16 protein-coding genes, 1 tRNA gene and 2 pseudogenes are annotated in these 16,556 nt (G+C 72.2%); 8 read left to right on the forward strand and 11 right to left on the reverse strand.

Features of this window, described 5'->3' with window-relative positions; translation table 11 throughout:
• Positions 1-155: 155 nt before the first annotated feature.
• The 3 genes and pseudogenes from ACWCP0_RS07070 to ACWCP0_RS07080 form a co-directional block, all read right to left on the reverse strand.
• Positions 156-578: a hypothetical protein gene (locus tag ACWCP0_RS07070; RefSeq protein ID WP_451077844.1), complete on the reverse strand. Its 423-nt coding sequence runs from the start codon at positions 576-578 to the stop codon at positions 156-158.
• A gap of 248 nt (positions 579-826) precedes the next feature.
• Positions 827-1,963, reverse strand: coding sequence for an ABC transporter ATP-binding protein (locus ACWCP0_RS07075; protein WP_451077845.1), 1,137 nt, complete (start codon positions 1,961-1,963; stop codon positions 827-829).
• 92 nt (positions 1,964-2,055) lie between these two features.
• Positions 2,056-2,499 (reverse strand): annotated as a pseudogene (locus ACWCP0_RS07080) (hypothetical protein); the annotation flags it as partial.
• Between the two features lie 129 nt (positions 2,500-2,628).
• Between ACWCP0_RS07080 and ACWCP0_RS07085 the strand changes: the two are divergent.
• A tRNA-Thr gene (locus ACWCP0_RS07085) sits at positions 2,629-2,704 on the forward strand.
• Positions 2,705-2,945: 241 nt separating this feature from the next.
• On the opposite strand, the pseudogene ACWCP0_RS07090 reads toward ACWCP0_RS07085, so the two are convergent.
• A pseudogene (locus ACWCP0_RS07090) lies at positions 2,946-4,557 on the reverse strand (NAD(P)/FAD-dependent oxidoreductase).
• Here ACWCP0_RS07090 and ACWCP0_RS07095 point away from each other — a divergent pair.
• The 3 genes from ACWCP0_RS07095 to ACWCP0_RS07105 are packed head-to-tail and all read left to right on the forward strand — an operon-like array spanning position 4,454 to position 6,170.
• Positions 4,454-5,347 (forward strand): aminoglycoside phosphotransferase family protein, encoded by an 894-nt coding sequence (locus ACWCP0_RS07095; protein ID WP_451077846.1) that lies wholly within the window; start codon positions 4,454-4,456, stop codon positions 5,345-5,347. The pseudogene ACWCP0_RS07090 and the gene ACWCP0_RS07095 overlap by 104 nt on opposite strands.
• A gap of 25 nt (positions 5,348-5,372) precedes the next feature.
• Complete coding sequence (locus ACWCP0_RS07100) at positions 5,373-5,906, forward strand: N-acetyltransferase family protein (protein ID WP_451077847.1); 534 nt, start codon at positions 5,373-5,375, stop codon at positions 5,904-5,906.
• Between the two features lie 48 nt (positions 5,907-5,954).
• Complete coding sequence (locus ACWCP0_RS07105) at positions 5,955-6,170, forward strand: hypothetical protein (RefSeq protein ID WP_451077848.1); 216 nt, start codon at positions 5,955-5,957, stop codon at positions 6,168-6,170.
• Between the two features lie 45 nt (positions 6,171-6,215).
• Here the strand turns inward: ACWCP0_RS07105 and ACWCP0_RS07110 are convergent, their stop codons facing one another.
• Positions 6,216-7,211 carry a zinc-binding dehydrogenase gene (locus ACWCP0_RS07110; RefSeq protein WP_451077849.1) on the reverse strand — a complete coding sequence of 332 codons (996 nt, stop codon included), beginning with the start codon at positions 7,209-7,211 and terminating at the stop codon, positions 6,216-6,218.
• A 48-nt stretch (positions 7,212-7,259) separates the two neighbouring features.
• Positions 7,260-8,570, reverse strand: a complete 1,311-nt coding sequence (locus ACWCP0_RS07115; protein ID WP_451077850.1) for an FAD-dependent oxidoreductase — start codon at positions 8,568-8,570, stop codon at positions 7,260-7,262.
• A gap of 77 nt (positions 8,571-8,647) precedes the next feature.
• On the opposite strand from ACWCP0_RS07115, the gene ACWCP0_RS07120 reads away from it, so the two are divergent.
• Complete coding sequence (locus ACWCP0_RS07120; RefSeq protein WP_451077851.1) at positions 8,648-9,325, forward strand: pentapeptide repeat-containing protein; 678 nt, start codon at positions 8,648-8,650, stop codon at positions 9,323-9,325.
• A 5-nt stretch (positions 9,326-9,330) separates the two neighbouring features.
• On the opposite strand, the gene ACWCP0_RS07125 is transcribed toward ACWCP0_RS07120, so the two are convergent.
• From ACWCP0_RS07125 to ACWCP0_RS07135, 3 genes are all read right to left on the reverse strand, one after another.
• Positions 9,331-9,831 (reverse strand): hypothetical protein, encoded by a 501-nt coding sequence (locus tag ACWCP0_RS07125; protein ID WP_451077852.1) that lies wholly within the window; start codon positions 9,829-9,831, stop codon positions 9,331-9,333.
• A 260-nt stretch (positions 9,832-10,091) separates the two neighbouring features.
• Positions 10,092-10,712 (reverse strand): response regulator, encoded by a 621-nt coding sequence (locus ACWCP0_RS07130; RefSeq protein WP_451077853.1) that lies wholly within the window; start codon positions 10,710-10,712, stop codon positions 10,092-10,094.
• A gap of 10 nt (positions 10,713-10,722) precedes the next feature.
• The gene (locus tag ACWCP0_RS07135) at positions 10,723-11,880 is read right to left on the reverse strand and encodes a sensor histidine kinase (RefSeq protein ID WP_451078044.1); all 1,158 of its coding nucleotides are present in this window, start codon (positions 11,878-11,880) and stop codon (positions 10,723-10,725) included.
• A gap of 371 nt (positions 11,881-12,251) precedes the next feature.
• Between ACWCP0_RS07135 and ACWCP0_RS07140 the strand changes: the two genes are divergently transcribed.
• On the forward strand, positions 12,252-12,809 hold the full coding sequence (locus ACWCP0_RS07140; RefSeq protein ID WP_451077854.1) for a GlcG/HbpS family heme-binding protein: 558 nt from the start codon (positions 12,252-12,254) through the stop codon (positions 12,807-12,809).
• 207 nt (positions 12,810-13,016) lie between these two features.
• Positions 13,017-14,429 carry a M1 family metallopeptidase gene (locus tag ACWCP0_RS07145; protein WP_451077855.1) on the forward strand — a complete coding sequence of 471 codons (1,413 nt, stop codon included), beginning with the start codon at positions 13,017-13,019 and terminating at the stop codon, positions 14,427-14,429.
• A 131-nt stretch (positions 14,430-14,560) separates the two neighbouring features.
• On the opposite strand, the gene ACWCP0_RS07150 is transcribed toward ACWCP0_RS07145, so the two are convergent.
• A complete protein-coding gene (locus ACWCP0_RS07150) occupies positions 14,561-15,136 on the reverse strand; it encodes a TerD family protein (RefSeq protein ID WP_451077856.1) in 576 nt (191 codons plus the stop codon).
• A 135-nt stretch (positions 15,137-15,271) separates the two neighbouring features.
• On the opposite strand from ACWCP0_RS07150, the gene arfB reads away from it, so the two are divergent.
• Positions 15,272-15,706: an alternative ribosome rescue aminoacyl-tRNA hydrolase ArfB gene (arfB, locus tag ACWCP0_RS07155; RefSeq protein ID WP_451077857.1), complete on the forward strand. Its 435-nt coding sequence runs from the start codon at positions 15,272-15,274 to the stop codon at positions 15,704-15,706.
• A gap of 109 nt (positions 15,707-15,815) precedes the next feature.
• Here arfB and ACWCP0_RS07160 read toward each other — a convergent pair whose 3' ends face one another.
• Positions 15,816-16,415, reverse strand: a complete 600-nt coding sequence (locus ACWCP0_RS07160; RefSeq protein ID WP_451077858.1) for a flavin reductase family protein — start codon at positions 16,413-16,415, stop codon at positions 15,816-15,818.
• Positions 16,416-16,556 lie beyond the last annotated feature (141 nt).

A 16,556-nucleotide genomic window follows, 5' to 3' on the forward strand; every position in this document is an offset into this window, starting at 1 on the left:
TCACGGCCAGCGAGGCCCATGGCGAAGCGGACCCGAGAAATGGCGGAGGGGGCGGCCTCGGCGGCCGCCCCGCGTCCTGGGTGGGGTTCTGCGTCCTGAGCGGCGTCCCGCATCCCGAGTGGCCGTCCTGCGCCCTCAGCGGTCGCCCGACGTCCTCAGCCGCCCTGCGCCTGCTGGTAGACGCCGGCGGCGAACGACGTGTCGCAGACGGGCCGCGAGTAGGCCTGCGCGCGCGTGGGGCCGTAGTGTGCCACGGCGGCGCGGCCCAGGGCCCTCGCGATCGACATGCAGTGACTGGCGAGCGACGGGCTCGCCTCGACCTCGCGCTGGAGATGGGTGAGGGCGGTGCCCGGGTCCTTCTCCTGCAGCTCGGCGAGGAGCTTGTCGCGAAGAACCTCGTGCGGCGCGCGGGACTTGGCACGAACCGATACATTCTCCGACGACGCGGTGAGCATCCGGGCCTCGGAGTTGCGCCCTGCCCACGGGACACTGGTGACCGCGAGAGTTCCGGAGAGCACCAGGACGACGGGCAGGACGAGGGCGAAAGTGCGGCCGATACGGCGGGCTGTGTGGGTCACGCAGGCGAGCGTAGCGCTCGGTAGTGATTTGGCGACATTTAGTCACCCCTGCGGGGGATGGTTCGAGAGGGCTTTTCGAATCAGGCGTTGACGCACAGATTCGAAATGGCCGATTTGCCGGGGTATTTGTCGACATACGCCAACGGCCCCCTCGCCGAAGCGAGAGGACCGTTCATCGCGTGAGAGGCCGGCGCGTCGGTCGGCTGAGCCGCTTGGCCGCCTGCCCCGACCGAGCCGACTTGGTCGCCTCAGTCGCTGAGGCGCTCGCCGGTGGAGGTCGAGAAGACGTGCGTCTCGCCCGGCCGCGGCACGACGTGCAACTTGGCACCCTTCTCCGGCACGGAACGCCCGTTCACCCGGACCACCAGGTCCTTGCTCTGGTCGCCGACCTCGGCCGTGCCGTACACGTAACCGTCAGCGCCGAGCTCCTCGACGACAGTGACGGTCACGGCCAGACCGGCCGGCGCGTCCTCGCTGTCCTTCGACAGCGACTTGGCGGTCCCACCGTTCAGCTCGACCACGTCGAAGTGCTCGGGACGGACACCGACGGTCACGGTCCGGTCGCCCCTGTCCGCGGCCGCGGACAGCGCCTCGCGGCTCACCGGGACGACGCTGTTGCCGAACTTCACACCGCCGTCGGTGATCGGCACCTCCACCAGGTTCATGGCGGGGGAGCCGATGAAGCCCGCGACGAACAGGTTCGCCGGACGGTCGTACATGTTCCGCGGCGAGTCGATCTGCTGCAGCAGACCGTCCTTCAGCACGGCGACCCGGTCGCCCATCGTCATGGCCTCGACCTGGTCGTGCGTGACGTACACGGTGGTGGTGCCGAGACGGCGCTGCAGCGATGCGATCTGCGTACGCGTCGAGACACGGAGCTTCGCGTCGAGGTTCGACAGCGGCTCGTCCATGAGGAACACCTGCGGCTCACGCACGATGGCCCGACCCATCGCGACACGCTGCCGCTGGCCACCGGACAGCGCCTTCGGCTTGCGGTCCAGGTACTCGGTCAGGTCGAGGATCTTCGCCGCCTCCTCGACCTTCTGCCGGATGATGGCCTTGTTGACGCCCGCGATCTTGAGCGCGAAGCCCATGTTGTCGGCGACGGTCATGTGCGGGTACAGCGCGTAGTTCTGGAACACCATGGCGATGTCCCGGTCCTTCGGCGGGAGGTGCGTGACATCGCGGTCACCGATGCGGATGGATCCGGCGTTGACGTCCTCGAGGCCCGCGAGCATGCGCAGGGAGGTCGACTTGCCGCAGCCGGAGGGGCCGACCAGGACGAGGAACTCGCCGTCCTCGATCTCGATCTCGAGCCCGTCGACGGCGGGCTTCGTGGAGCCCGGGTAGATCCGGGTCGCCTTGTCGAACGTGACAGTGGCCATGGGTGATGGTCCCTTCACCGGCAGGAACGTGCCGGACGATCCGAGTGGAAGGAAGGATGGGTCTAGTCCACCGGAGTGAACTGGAGGTGACGCTACCTGGTGAGGTGCGGTCTGTCAGCAGGCGGAGCCGCCGCCTCTTGACCTGCATCTCCGGCAGGGGATCCCGAGGCGCTTCCTGTTTCGTCGCCCACAGCCGACGGGGGGCGGGTCACCCCACCCGTCCCGGCGGACTCACGCCGACTCCACAGGCATGCCGGCCGACGGTCCATCGGCCCGTACTGCATGAGCTGTTGGGGCGGTTGCGATGCCCGGATCGATGGCGGAGGCGGCTTTCCCGCGGGCAGTGCCTCAGCCACCGGCCGGTACGGCCGCAGTCCTTCCTCGCGGAGGTTGACCGCGGCATTCCCGTCACGTTCGTGAGGCATACCACACCCGCTGCCCGTCCGCGCGCGGACGGGCAGCGCCTTGCTGCCGCCATCCGCGCGGCACGCCGAGCAGCGGCGCGTGGACGGGAAGAAGCGATCCAGGATCACGAGCGTGCGGTCATCGGAACAGCAGTGCTCTCCATGAACGGACGGGCGAGAAGGTCATGAATCCTGTGGTCGGGGGAATTGGCCCCTGTGTAAAGTAGGGGAGCTTCCGCGCGCGGCTTCGACGTGCGCGGTGCCGCCTTAGCTCAGTTGGTAGAGCGCCCCACTTGTAATGGGAAGGTCGTCGGTTCGATTCCGACAGGCGGCTCCAGCAACCCTGTGTCCCGGATCATTCCGATCCGGGACCCTTGCGTTTTACGGGGTACGGCGGGGCGCGGGTGTTCCGGCACCGCCTCGTACCCGCGGCAGCTCCCCTCCAGCACCGGCTGCCGCGCCACCCGGGTGAGGGCCGCGTCCTCGGGCGCTCCGGTGTGGGCTGTGCGGGAGCCGGCGGAGCCGGCAGGCGGTGATCGGGCCGGGGGTGATCGGGCCGGGGGTGTCGGTCATGGTGGTCAGTGCCGGCCGGAGATCTTGTCCGCGAGGGTGGCGATGCGGTCCGTTTCCGCGGTGCGGGCCCTGCGTTCGCGGCGGTCGGCGGTGCGGTAGGCGGCGTAGAGGGTGTGGACGCCGAGCCAGCGGAAGGGTTCGGGTTCCCATTTGCGGACTTTGTGGTTGACCCAGGGGAGGGTGGTGAGGTCCGTGGGGCCGGATTGGCCGGAGTCCTGCTGTATGAGGTCGCGGAGAGTGCGGGCGGCGAGGTTGGTGGTGGCGACACCGGAGCCGACGTAGCCGCCGGCCCAGCCGAGGCCGGTGGAGCGGTCGAGGGTGACGGTGGCGCACCAGTCACGTGGGACGCCGAGGACGCCGGACCAGGCGTGGTCGATGCCGACTCCTGCGAGTTGGGGGAAGAAGCGGATCAGGACGGCGCGCAGGGCGTCGATGGTGGCGAGCTGGGTGCGGTCGGCGTTCTCGGCGGTGGCGGCACGTGAGCCGTAGCGGTAGGGGATGCCGCGGCCGCCGATGGCGATGCGGTCGTCGGCGGTGCGCTGGGCGTACATGTAGGCGTGGGCCATGTCGCCGAGGGTTTCGCGGCCTTCCCAGCCGATGGTGTCCCAGATGTCTGCGGGGAGGGGCTCGGTGACGATCATGGAGGAGTTCATGGGGAGCCAGGAGCGCTTCTGGCCCTTGATGCCCGCGGTGAAGCCCTCGGTGCAGCGGAGGATGTAGGGGGCGCGGACGGTGCCGTAGGGGGTCACGGCGTGTTTGGGGCGGATCTCCGATACGGGTGTCGATTCGTGGATCGTCACGCCCAGCGCTTCGACGGCTGCCGCGAGGCCCTTGACGAGCTTGACGGGGTGCAGGCGGGCGCCGTGCGGGGTCCAGGTGGAGCCGACGGCTCCGGTGATGCGGATGCGGTCGGCGGTTTCGCGGGCGCCGTGGAGTTCGCGGTCCTTTTCGCCGAAGGCGACCTCGGCGGCATGGAAGTTCTTGAGGCGGGTGAGCTGGGCGGGTGTGCAGGCGACTTCGAGTACGCCGCCCTGGTGGATGTCGGCGTCGATGTGTTCTTCGGTGGCGACGCGGATGACCTCGGCGACGGTGTCGTTCATGGCCTGCTGGAGGCGTGCGGCGGCGTCGTGGCCGTGCAGTCCGGCGTAGCGGTCGCGGCCGGCGATGCCGTTGTAGAGCCAGCCTGCCGTTGCGTCCGGAGGCGCCGTATCCGCAGAACTTGGCTTCGAGAACAGTGATGTTGAGGAAGGGGACGGCCTTCTTGAGGTAGTACGCGGTCCACAGTCCGGTGTATCCGCCGCCGACGATGCATACGTCGGCCGACGCGTCGCCCGGCAGGGGCTCCCGGGGGGTGGGGATGCCGTCGTCCGCGTACCAGTAGGAGATGCCGCCGTTGATCGTCGTGCTGGTCATGGGGGTGTTCGTACACCGGCGGTTGCGGGGCTGTCCAGGGCGGTCCGGGGATTGCGGTGGGACCGCGCCGGGGCAGCGGGCGGGGTCGTACGATCCGGGTGTGATCGAGATCCCGGACGAACTGGTCGCGACGCAGATCGAGGACAACGGCGATGCGGGCCGCGCTTTCCTCGAGGCGCTGCCGGGGCGGGCCGAGGAGTTCACGGAGCGGTGGGGGCTGCGGGTCACCGGGGCGGCGATGCACGGAGTGGCGTCGCTGGTGCTGCCGGTCGTGCGGCGGGACGGGACACATGCCGCGCTGAAGCTGCAGTTGCGGGACGGGGAGAGCGACGGTGAGTGGCTGGCCCTGCGGACCTGGGACGGCGACGGTGTCGTACGGCTGCTGGAGTGCGACGCGGACACCGCGACGCTGCTGCTCGAGCGGCTGGACGAGAGCCGGCATCTGTCGGTGGTGGAGGACGACCGGGCGGCGGTACGGATTCTCGCGGAGCTGCTGGCGCGGCTGACGGCGGTGCCGGCACCGGCGACCGGGCTGCGGCGGCTGGGGGACATCGCGGCGGGAATGCTGGACCGGGTGCCGCGGGTGGTGGGCGTGCCGGCGGACGTGGAGGAGCGGCGGCTGATGCGGGACTGTGCGGCGGCGGTGCGGGAGGTGGCGGCGGAGCCGGGGGACCGGCTGCTGCACTGGGATCTGCACTACGACAACATCCTGGCCGCGGAGCGTGAGCCGTGGCTGGCCATCGACCCGAAGCCGCTGGCCGGTGATCCGGGGTTCGAGCTGCTGCCCGCGCTGTGGAACCGGTTCGACCCGCAGGCGACGCTGTGGCGGTTCGATCTGCTGACGGAGCGGCTCGGCCTGGACCGGGGGCGGGCGCGGGCGTGGACGCTGGGGCGGGTGCTGCAGAACAGTCTGTGGGCCGTGGCGGACGGCGGCGGTGAGGGCGTCCTCGACGAGCGGCATGTGTCCATTGCCCGGAATCTGCTGGCGCGCTGAGCCGTCATGTGCGCAGGGTGCACTCATGATTCGTACTGCCACACCTGCCGATGTCCCTGTGATCCACGCGATGGTCCGGGAGCTCGCCGATTACGAGAAGGCCCTGCACGAGGCGCATGCCACCGAGGAGCAGCTGCGTGAGGCGCTGTTCGGGGAGCGGCCCGCGGCCTTCGCGCACATCGCGGAGACGGAGGGCGGTGAGGTCGCCGGGTTTGCGCTGTGGTTCCTGAACTTCTCGACGTGGCGCGGGGTGCACGGGATCTATCTGGAGGATCTGTACGTACGGCCGGGGCTGCGCGGCGGCGGGTACGGCAAGGCGTTGCTGACGGAGCTGGCGCGGATCTGTGTGGAGCGGGGCTATGAGCGCCTCGAGTGGTCCGTACTGAACTGGAACACCCCGTCGATCGACTTCTACGAGGTGCTGGGCGCGCGGCCGCAGGACGAGTGGACGGTGTACCGGCTGACTGACGGGGCGCTCCAGCGGCTGGGCGGGGCGGCGCCGGGCGGGGCCGCGCCCGCCGGGGTCACCTCCGGGTGCGGGGCGGGCGGGGCTGTGTGACTCTGGCCGCGGGAGCGGGGGGCCGGGGCGCTGACGAGGGAGATGGTCATGGACCAGCTCGGAGACAAGCCCGAAGCCGTCCGTAAGCGGCTGGAGGAGGAGAAGCGGCGGGCCCGGAAGGAGGAGCCGGTGTCCGCGGACCGGGCCGCCGAGTCGCGGGAGGCGTCCTCGCCCGGCGAGGAGCTGGACGCGGACGAGGCCCTCGGCGACTTGGGTGACGTGTACCGGGACGAGCTGTACCGGGGCGGCCCCAGCAGCGCTTAGGCGCCGCCGACGACGCCGCGCATCCGGGGGACGGCGCTACCGACGCTACGGAACGAGGACGACCTTGCCGGTCGTGCCGCGCGTCTCCAGGGCGCGGTGGGCCGCAGCGGCCTCGGCGAGCGGGTAGCGCTGCACGGCGGGCCGCAGGCGGCCGGTGGCGGCTTCGGCGAGGGAGCGGGTCTCCAGGGCGCGCAGGCCGCCGGCCTTGTCGAGCATGGCAGGGCCGAGGACGCTCTCGGAGGTGATGCCGCGCGCGGAGAGTTCCTCGTCGGTGAAGGTGAGCGGGCCGCCTTCGCGGATGCCTTGGCTGGACCAGCCGAAGACGAGGTGCTGCCCGCCCTTGCCGAGGAGGTCGACGGCGGCGCGGCCGGTGTCTCCGCCGACGGAGTCGAAGACGACGGTGGCGCGGCGGTCGCCGAGGTGGGCGCGGACGTGCGCGGGCCAGTCGGGGAGCGTGTAGTCGACGGCGAGGTCGGCGCCGTTCGTGGTGACACGGGCGACCTTGTCGGGGCCGCCGGCGAGGCCGATGACGGTGGCGCCGGCGTTCTTGGCGTACTGGACGAGGAGGGTGCCGATGCCGCCGGCCGCCGAGGGGACGACGGCGACGGTGTCGGGGCCGAGGTCGGTGAACTGGAGGATGCCGAGGGCGGTGCGGCCGGTGCCGATCATGGCGACGGCCTCGGCCTCGTCGATGCCGGCGGGGATCTCGTGGAGCCTGCCGGCATCGGTGACGGCGAGCTCGGCGTAGCCTCCGGGCGCCATGCCGAGGTGGGCGACGACGCGCTTGCCGAGCCAGCTGTCGTCGGTGCCTTCGCCGATGCGGTCGACGGTGCCGGCGACCTCGCGGCCGGGGACGGTGGGCAGGTCGACGGGGGCGGCGTACGGGCCGGTGTCGCCCTCGCGCAGGGCGGCGTCGAGGAGGTGCACGCCGGCGGCGGCGACGGCGATGCGGACCTGGCCGGGGCCGGGCTCGGGGTCGTCGACGGTCTCGTACGTGAGGTTCTCGGCGGGGCCGTAGGCGTGGAGGCGGATGGCGTGCATGGTGGGCTCCCCTGTGCTGTGCGGCGTTGGTGGGCCCAGCCTTCAACCTCAAGCAAGGTTGAGGTCAAGGCTTCCGGGGTCTCCGGTCGTCCCGGTCCCCCCGGACTGCGCGGTCGTCCCGCCGGTCCTGCCGGTCTTCCCGGTCCCGCCGGTCCTGCCGGTCCGCCCGGCCCTGGCCGCTTTGACGGCGAGGGTCGCCGCCTCGATGCCGCTGTTGAAGGACACCTCCGAGAGCAGTCCGGGCGCGGCGACCTGGTCGCCCGCGAGGAAGACGCCGTCGCCGCGGTCGATGCGGGGCCGGTCCCGCCAGGTCGTACCGGGGCGGTCGAGCGCGCCCGTACGCCCCGTGGCGACGGACTCGCGCCGCCAGGTGGTGCGCTCGCGCCAGCCGGGGAAGCCGAGGTCGAGGAGGCGTTCCGCGTGGGCGACGCCGTCGGCCTTGGACTCGTGGGGAGCGAGGGGGAGCTGCCCCTGTACGAGCTGCTCCCCGGCGGGGGCGAGGCTCGCGTCCTGGGCGGTGAAGCGTTCGATCCAGCCCGGCGCGTCGAGGTCGGAGACGACGAACACGTCGTTCTTGCGGGTGCGTACGGCCAGGTCGACCAGGGTCGTACGGCCGCTGTCCCAGCGCAGGGTGTCGTCGTCGAGGAGGCGGCGGGCGGCGTCGAGGGAGGTCGCGACGATGACGGGGCCGCCGGTCTCGGGGAGGGCGTCGACGCGGGCGCCGGTCTCGATGCGTACGCCCAGGTTCCAGGCGTGCGCGACCATCCGCTCGGTCACCGCGGACCAGCCGCCGCGCGGGTAGTGCGCCTCGGGCGGGAGCTTGGTGGCGCGGCGCAGCCGCTCGTGCACGAAGGCGGCGGAGAGCGATCCGGGGTCGTGGTGGAAGAGCGCGACGGCGATGAAGTGGGCGGCGGCGCGGGCGCCCGTCTCGCCGACCTCGCCGGTGGCCCAGGTGAGGAAGTCGCGGTCCACAGGGGCGTGTTCGGGCCGCCGGCGCAGCAGTCGGAGCATCGCGAGGGGCGGGGTGCGGCGGAGCCTGCCGTCGCGGTGCAGGCGCAGCCGGGCGGCTTCGCGCGGCGGGAGCGGGGCGAGCGGGCCGATGAGGTCGCGCTGGGCGAGCCAGGTCCAGTGGGGGCCGCCGTTGTAGAGGGCGTGGGGGCCTTCGTTGGTCCGGTACGGGCCTTCGGACGTGCGGGCGCGGCCGCCGGGGGTGCGGTGGGACTCGTACAGGGTCACCCGGGCGCCGGACTCGGCGGCGGTGATGGCCGCGGTGAGGCCGGCGAGGCCGGCGCCGATGACGGTGATACGGGGCTGGGTCGTCACTGCGTACTCCGATGTTCCGGTCCTGGTTGCGTTCATGGAATGGACGGATCGGGGGCGGGCGGGTGTGACATCGGCGCGGGGGCATTGTCGGTGGCGTGCGTCACGATGGGCTCATGACGGGACGGACGAGGAAGGTGACGCGGGTGGCGGCGGCGCGGCGGCCGGAGGTGCGGCTGCCGCCGCTGAGTCCGTACGAGGGCGGCGGGCTGGAGCCGGACGGGGACTACGACGGCGTGGAGCTGGCCGGGCTGGATCTCGCGGGCCAGACGGGGGCAGGGGCGCGGTTCCTGGACTGTGCGCTGCGGGAGTGCGGGCTGGACGAGACGTCGCTGGTGGGCGCACGGTTCATCGATTCGGTGCTGACGGGTGTGCGGGGTGTGGGGACGGACCTCGCGGGGGCCTCGCTGCGGGATGTGGAGGTCGTGGACGCGCGGATGGGCGGGGTGCAGCTCCACGGGTCGGTGCTGGAGAGGGTGGTGGTGCGAGGCGGAAAGATCGACTACCTGAACCTGCGGAATGCGCGGCTGAAGGACGTGGTGTTCGAGGGGTGCGTGCTGGCGGAGCCCGACTTCGGCGGTGCGGAGCTGGTGCGGGTGGAGTTCCGCGACTGTGCGCTGCGGCGGGTGGACTTCAGCGGTGTGCGGATGAAGGACGTGGACCTGCGGGGTGCCGTGGAGCTGGACATCGCGCGGGGTGTCGAGCGGCTGGCGGGGGCGGTGATCAGCACGGCTCAACTGATGGATCTGGCACCGGTGTTCGCGGCGCAGACAGGGGTGAGGGTGGAGGGGTAGCGCCCTTACGGGGTCCGGGGGAAGCGGGTCTGCAGGTCCCAGACGACGGGGTTGTCGGCGAGGCCTTCGTGCAGGTCGGCGAGGTCGGCGATCAGATCGTGCAGGAAGTCGCGGGCCTCGCGGCGCAGTTCGGCGTGGTTGAAGGTGAGCGGGGGCTCGTCGCCGGGCATCCAGTCGGCCTCGACGTCCACCCACCCGAAGCGGCGCTCGAACAGCATGCGGTCGGTCGACTCGGTGAAGTCGAGCTCGGCGTGCTGCGGCTGCGCGGCCCGGCTTCCGCGCGGGTCCCGGTCGAGCTGCTCGACGATGTCGCACAGCGCCCACGCGAAGTCGAGCACCGGCACCCATCCCCAGGCTGTGGACACCTCGCGGTCCGCCTTGGTGTCCGCGAGATACACGTCCCCGCAGAAGAGGTCGTGCCGCAGGGCGTGGACGTCCGCGTGGCGGTAGTCGGTCTGCGGGGGGTCGGGGAAGCGGCGGGAGAGGGAGTAGCCGATGTCGAGCACGGGTCGATGGTGTCATGCGCGGGCACCCGGCCCGTGGCGTGGGCTCCGGCCTGCGGAAACGCTCCGGTCCACGCCTGCGCGACCGCGACCGCGACCGCGACCGGGACCGCCACCGCCACCGCCCGAGCCTGTGCACTGCCCGCGCCTTCGTGCCCTCGCCCCTGCCTCGCCTCCGCCTCCGCCGCCGATGAGCGGTTCCCGGCTCCCGCCGCGCGGCCCGCGCGGCCGACCCGCGCGCCCCGTGTGGGCGACCCGCGCGGTCACGGCAGCAGCCGCTGCTCCTTCGCCACCGCCACCGCGCCCGCCCGTGTGTCGACGCCGAGCTTGGCGTAGATCCGGCCCAGATGGGTCTTCACCGTCGCCTCGCTGATGAACAGCGCCCGCGCGATCTCCCGGTTGCCGAGCCCGCGCGCGAGCTGCCCCAGGATGTCCAGCTCGCGGTCCGTCAGGGCCGGGCGGGCCGCTCCCCGCATCCGGTCCATGACGCGGCTCGCGACCGGCGGGGAGAGGGCGGTGCGGCCCTGGGCGGCGGAGTGGATCGCCGCGAACAGCTCCTCCGGGCGCTCGGCCTTCAGCAGATAGCCGGTCGCGCCCGCCTCGATGGCGCGGGTGATGTCGGCGTCCGTGTCGTACGTCGTCAGGACGAGCACATGCACGTCGGGGGACGCGATCCGGCGGGTGGCCTCGACCCCGTCGATGCCGGGCCCCAGCTGGAGGTCCATGAGCACGACGTCCGGCCTGAGTTTGGCGGCCGTCGCGACCGCCTCCTCGCCACTGCCGGCCTCGCCGACGACCTCGATGCCCGGCTCGCTGCCGAGGAGGGCGAGGAGCCCGGCGCGTACGACGGCGTGGTCGTCGCACAGCAGGATCCGTACGCTCATGGGGTCTCCGTCATGACGTCTCCAGAGGGATGGCGGCCGAGACCACCGTGCCCTCGCCGGGCGCGGACTCGACCGTCAGGGTGCCGCCCAGCTGTCGGACCCGCGCCCGCATCGCGGGCAGGCCGTGGCCCCGGACGCCGTTCCGGCCCCGAAAGCCGCTCCGGACTCCTCGGGCGCCCGGGGTGCCGGGCGGCGCCTCACCGGGTTCGAAGCCGCGGCCGTCGTCCGTGATGTCCAGCACGATCTGGTCGCCGAGATAGGTCAGGGTCAGGGCGGCGGAGGCGGCTCCGGCGTGCTCGCGCACATTGGCCAGGGCGCCTTGGGCGATGCGCAGCAGCGCCGACTGCACCCGGTCGGGCAGCGGGACCGGTGTGCCGTCGACCTGGAAGCCCGCGGACTCGCGCGCGGCGAGGAGGCGCAGCGCCTGCTCCAGGCCGCCGCCCTCCGCCAGATCGGCCGGTGCCAGGTCGTGGACGAAGCGGCGGGCCTCGGCGAGGCTGCGTTCGGCGATCGACTCGGCGGTGCGGACATGGCGGCGCGCGGTCGCCGGGTCCGCGTCCCAGGTGCGGTCGGCGGCCTGCAGCAGCATCTGCTGGCTGGACAGGCCCTGCGCGAGGGTGTCGTGGATCTCCATGGACAGCCGCTGGCGCTCCGCGAGGGTGCCCTCGCGGCGCTCGGTGGCCGCCAGTTCGCGGCGCGTCCTGATCAGGTCGTCGATCAGCGCGCGCTGGCGGGCGGCGAGGCGTTCCGCCTGGACGAAGACGGCGGTCGCGATCGCCGCGACGGCGGGCGGTGCGATCACCAGGTTCGGGTCGAAGCCGCCGTGCGACAGCTTGAGCTGCGCGGCCACGACGAAGGCCGTGAGCAGCGCGACCAGGACGAGCGCGGCACGCGGCGGGAGCATGCGCAGGCCGGCGTAGAAGAGGGGCACCGCGCACCAGGCGAAGCTGGGCGCGAGGACCACGAGCACCATCCAGACGGCGACGACCGTGCCCAGCCAGGCCGGCCGGCGGGGGGTGGCGCGGGAGCCGAGGACCGGTCCGAGTACGTACAGGGCGGCGAGGGCGGCCGACAGGCCGATGATCCACGGGGAGCGGCCCTCCCAGGGGTGCCGCAGCAGATAGCGCACGAGCGAGGCACCGAGGAGGAGGAAGAACGCGGCGTGCATGACGGGGGCGAGCCAGCGGGCGTCGGGGTCGTGGGCTTCCGGGCTGCGGGCTTCCCGGGCGCGGGCCTCGCCGGCGTCCGCGTCGGCGTCGGCATCGGCGTCGAGAGCCTCGGCGCCGCGGGCGCCGGGCTCCTGTTCGTACCGCCGCTCCACCGCCCACCACTCCTCGCCGACCTGCACAGATGTCCCCATGGTGACCCGGCGGGACCACAGGCGCATCAACCGATCGGCTGACACCCCCGTCCTCCATCATGCGCGCCGGAGGCATCCGCTCCGTGGACCGTACGGGACCGGCGGCGGCCCGAGGATCGACGGAGAGCGATCACCGCCGATCCGGTGCCGGATTCCGGCCCATGACGAGGAGATGTCCCATGAAGAAGTTGTCGCTGCGTGCCCGTGTCCTGACCGGCGCTGTCGCCGCCGCCGCGCTGGGCGCCGGCACCTTCGGCGCGGTCTCCGCGAACGCCTCCGCCCCGGCGGCCGCCGCGCCCACCACGGTCCAGGCCGACACCGCGAACCGCAACCTGCGCCAGACCACGCATCTGACCGTCGAGGCGGCGGTCAAGGCGGCGCAGGCCGCTCTGGAGGCGGCGCAGGACGAGAACCAGCGCGTCACGGTCGCCGTCGTGGACCGCAACGGCAACACCGTCGTCACCCTGCGCGGCGACGGCGCAGGTCCGCAGTCGTTCGAGTCGGCGCAGCGCAAGGCGTTCACCGCGGTCTCCTGGAACGCGCCCACCTCCGAGCTGGCCGAGCGGCTCCGGCAGGCCCCGAACCTGAAGGACATCCCGGGCACGCTGTTCCTGGCGGGCGGCGCCCCGGTGCAGGCGAAGGGCGCGCCCGTCGCGGGCATCGGTGTCGCGGGCGCCCCGAGCGGTGACCTCGACGAGAAGTTCGCGCAGGCGGGCGTTGCCGCGCTGGGCAGGTAGCAGGAGCGCGAGCGGGACGCCGGAGGTGCCGGAGATGCCGGTAGTGCTGGGCGCCGGTGGTGCCGGGACGCCGGTGGTGCCGGGGAGGGGCGGCGAGGCGGAGCCCTGCCGGGAGGCGGGAAGTCGGCCCATGCGCACCACCGGCCGTCTCGTAGATCACCTGGGCCCAGTGAGGGAAGCGGACATTCCGCGCATAGGATCGCTGATGTGGACCAGCGACCCCTCCGCCGCATCCTGGCGCCCGCCGCAGCCCTCCTGACCCTCCTCGCGGGCGCGGGCTGCACGGCCGAAGCCGTCAAGGGGGTCCAGGGCGCCCCCGGAGCCGCCGGCCTGCGCGACCCGTACTTCCCCAAGCTCGGCAACGGCGGCTACGACGTACGGCACTACGCCCTCACGCTCGACTACGACCCGAAGACGGGCAAGCTCACCGGCACCGCCGACATCACCGCCCGCGCCACCCAGAACCTCAGCGCCTTCAATCTCGACCTCCACGGCCTGACCGTCCGCAGCGCGACCGTCGACGGCGCCCCCGCCGCCGTCAACCGCGCGGGCGACGAGCTGACCCTGCGCCCGCGCGACGACCTCAAGAAGGGCGGCACCTTCCGCACCGTCGTCCGCTACTCCGGCTCCCCGCGCGCCGTCACGGACGCCGACCGCTCCGAGGAGGGCTGGCTGAGGACCGCGGACGGCGCTGTCGCGCTCGGCCAGCCGACGGGCTCGATGGCGTGGTTCCCCGGCAACCACCACCCCAGCGACAAGGCGACCTACGACATCACCGTCATGGTCCCCACCGGCCTCACCGCCGTCTCCAACGGGGAACTGCGCTCCGAGCGCCCCACCACCGACGGCCGGCGCACCGCCTTCTCGTGGCACGCCGAGCAGCCGATGGCGAGTTACCTCGCCACCGTCGCCATCGGCCACTACCGCACCAAGGCGTCGAGTCCGGGGGACGGCCAGGGCGTGCCGCTCTACACCGCCGCCGACACGACCGTCGCCGCGCGCAGCGAGGAGCTGCTGGCCCGGATCCCCGAGCTCCTGGCGTGGGCGAAGGACTACTTCGGCCCCTATCCCTTCACGTCCACCGGCGCGATCGTCGAGCGCACGGGGGACGCGGCCTATGCCCTGGAGACCCAGAACCGGCCCGTCTTCCCCGAGAGCTCCTTCAACGCCCCGACCCTCGTCCACGAGCTCGCCCACCAGTGGTACGGCGATTCCGTCACGCCGAAGACCTGGCAGGACATGTGGCTGAACGAGGGCTTCGCGACGTACGCGGAGTGGCTGTACCTCGAGGACTTCGAGGACGTCACCGTCGGCCAGAGCTTCGAGACGGCCTTCGGCACGGACGCGAACTGGGCCTTCCCGCCCGGCGAGCCGCCGAGCGCCGAGGAGATCTCCGATCCGCCGGTGTACTACCGGGGCGCGATGGTCCTCCACAAGATCCGCCAGGCCGTCGGCGACGACACCTTCTTCGCCATCCTGGAGGGCTGGCCGCGGACGCACCGTCACGGCAACGCCTCCACCGACGACTTCATCACTTACGTGGAGGAGGTGTCGGGCAAGGATCTGGCCGAGGTCTGGGACGTCTGGCTGTACGGCGAGGACAAGCCCGCGAAGCCTTAGAGAAGCCCCGGCCTGGCATCCGCTTCCGCGTACGGACATGCCGGAGGCCCCGTTCCGCGTACTGGCATGCCGGAGGCCCCGGCCGCGACGGCGGCCGGGGCCCCTCGGTCCGTAACGGGAACGGACCTACGTCAGACGCTCACACCGAAGTCCTGGGCGATTCCGACCAGGCCCGAGGCGTAACCCTGACCGACGGCGCGGAACTTCCACTCCGCTCCGTTGCGGTACAGCTCGCCGAAGACCATCGCGGTCTCGGTGGCGGCGTCCTCGCTCAGGTCGTAGCGGGCGATCTCGGTGCCGCCGGCCTGGTTGACGATGCGGATGTACGCGTTGCGCACCTGGCCGAAGTTCTGGGAGCGGTTCTCGGCGTCGTAGATGGAGACCGGGAAGACGATCTTCTCTACGTCGGCCGGCAGACCCGCCAGGTTGACGTTGATCTGCTCGTCGTCGCCGCCGCCCTCACCCGTCCGGTTGTCACCCGTGTGGACGATGGTCTGGTCCGGCGTGGACTTGTTGTTGAAGAACACGAAGTGGCCGTCGGAGAAGACCTTTCCGCCGGGGTTGACCGCGATCGCCGATGCGTCGAGGTCGAAGTCGGTGCCGGTGGTGGTACGGACGTCCCAGCCGAGGCCCACCGTGACGGCGGTCAGGCCCGGTGCCTCCTTGGTGAGCGAGACGTTGCCGCCCTTGGACAGGCTTACAGCCATGGGGAGGTCCCTTTCCTGGTCGAGGTGCAGTCACCCCCCATAACGCGGAGAGGGGACCGTCGGGTTCCCCAAGATGCCCGGGTTCCCCAGGATGCCCCGAAAAGAAGGTGACGGGAGTCGTGCGCGGACGCGACCATGGGACACATGTCCGGGCCCTATCTGATCCGCGGCTCCGTCTCCCTCCCGGAGGCCGAGCTCATGTGGCGTTTCTCGCGCTCGTCGGGCCCAGGCGGCCAGCACGTCAACACGAGCGACTCGCAGGTGGAGCTCCGCTTCGACCTCGCGGCGACGGATGCGCTCCCCGAGGTCTGGAAGGCCCGTGCCCTGGAGCGCCTCGCGTCCCGGCTCGTCGGTGGCGTGATCTCCGTACGCGCGTCGGAGCACCGCTCCCAGTGGCGCAACCGTGAGACGGCGGCGGTGCGGCTCGCGGCACTGCTGGCGGAGGCGACGGCGCCGCCGCCGCGGCCGCGGCGGGCCACGAAGATCCCACGGGGCATCAACGAGCGCCGTCTGCGGGAGAAGAAGCAGCGGGCGGAGACGAAGCGGGGCCGCAGCGGCCGCGATTGGTGAACCGGAGGGCCCACGTCCCCCGAACCCCCGACCCGTACCGGGGCGGGCCTGCCGGATCGGCGCCCGGCACCGGACCGGCACCGGAGGTTGTGCCGCAACGGTTCGTCCGTCAGCCCAGCTGACGGTAGCGGCCCCGGAAGTACGTCAGCGGACTGCCGCCCCCGCTCGGCAGCCCCACGTTCAGCACGCGACCGATCACGAGCGTGTGGTCCCCCGCCTCCACACGCTCCTCCGTGCGGCACTCCAGGACCGCCAGCGCGCCCCCCACCAGCGGCGCCCCGCACACCTCGCCGCGCGTGTACGCGATGTCCTCGAAGAGGAGCCGGTCGCTGATCCGCCCCTTCATGGCGAACCGGCCGGCGATGTGCCGCTGGCTCTCGGAGAGCACCGACACGCCCCACAACGGCTGCTCGGCCAGCAGGTCGTCCATCCGTGAGCCGTTGCGCAGGCCCACGAGCACCAGTGGCGGGTCGAGCGACACCGACATGAACGCCGTTGCGGTCATGCCGACGTCGTCGCCGCGCGGGGCGTCGTCGCTCAGCTCGGGTTCGTGTGCCGTCACCAGCACCACCCCCGCCGTCAGGCGGGACATGGCGGCACGGAACTCGTCGTTGCTCACCCCCTCAGAATGAGGGATGGCCTCGGAGCGGGGTGCGGGAGTCGTCGGAAGCACGACCGGAACGCTAACCTCCTCTCGCCACCGCCACATCGGGCGGGAGGACCACGAGGGACCGGCGGGGGTCCTAGGACCGCGGTGCCGTTCCCGGTCCCGATTTGCGTTCAAGAAGCCTACGGAAGCATCCCCGGCCTCCCATCCGACCCTTCATCATCTGATGTGACTTGAGTCACA

This window comes from Streptomyces sp. NPDC001970 (assembly GCF_053594115.1).

Excerpts from the sequence above, each read along its gene's own strand:
- ACWCP0_RS07075 (WP_451077845.1), bottom strand. The coding sequence starts at position 1,963 with ATGGCCACTGTCACGTTCGACAAGGCGACCCGGATCTACCCGGGCTCC.
- ACWCP0_RS07120 (WP_451077851.1), top strand. The coding sequence starts at position 8,648 with ATGACGGGACGGACGAGGAAGGTGACGCGGGTGGCGGCGGCGCGGCGG.
- ACWCP0_RS07140 (WP_451077854.1), top strand. The coding sequence starts at position 12,252 with ATGAAGAAGTTGTCGCTGCGTGCCCGTGTCCTGACCGGCGCTGTCGCC.
- ACWCP0_RS07105 (WP_451077848.1), top strand. The coding sequence starts at position 5,955 with ATGGACCAGCTCGGAGACAAGCCCGAAGCCGTCCGTAAGCGGCTGGAG.
- ACWCP0_RS07160 (WP_451077858.1), bottom strand. The coding sequence starts at position 16,415 with ATGTGGCGGTGGCGAGAGGAGGTTAGCGTTCCGGTCGTGCTTCCGACG.
- ACWCP0_RS07115 (WP_451077850.1), bottom strand. The coding sequence starts at position 8,570 with ATGAACGCAACCAGGACCGGAACATCGGAGTACGCAGTGACGACCCAG.
- ACWCP0_RS07110 (WP_451077849.1), bottom strand. The coding sequence starts at position 7,211 with ATGCACGCCATCCGCCTCCACGCCTACGGCCCCGCCGAGAACCTCACG.
- ACWCP0_RS07150 (WP_451077856.1), bottom strand. The coding sequence starts at position 15,136 with ATGGCTGTAAGCCTGTCCAAGGGCGGCAACGTCTCGCTCACCAAGGAG.
- ACWCP0_RS07130 (WP_451077853.1), bottom strand. The coding sequence starts at position 10,712 with ATGAGCGTACGGATCCTGCTGTGCGACGACCACGCCGTCGTACGCGCC.
- arfB (WP_451077857.1), top strand. The coding sequence starts at position 15,272 with ATGGGACACATGTCCGGGCCCTATCTGATCCGCGGCTCCGTCTCCCTC.
- ACWCP0_RS07135 (WP_451078044.1), bottom strand. The coding sequence starts at position 11,880 with ATGCACGCCGCGTTCTTCCTCCTCCTCGGTGCCTCGCTCGTGCGCTAT.
- ACWCP0_RS07100 (WP_451077847.1), top strand. The coding sequence starts at position 5,373 with ATGATTCGTACTGCCACACCTGCCGATGTCCCTGTGATCCACGCGATG.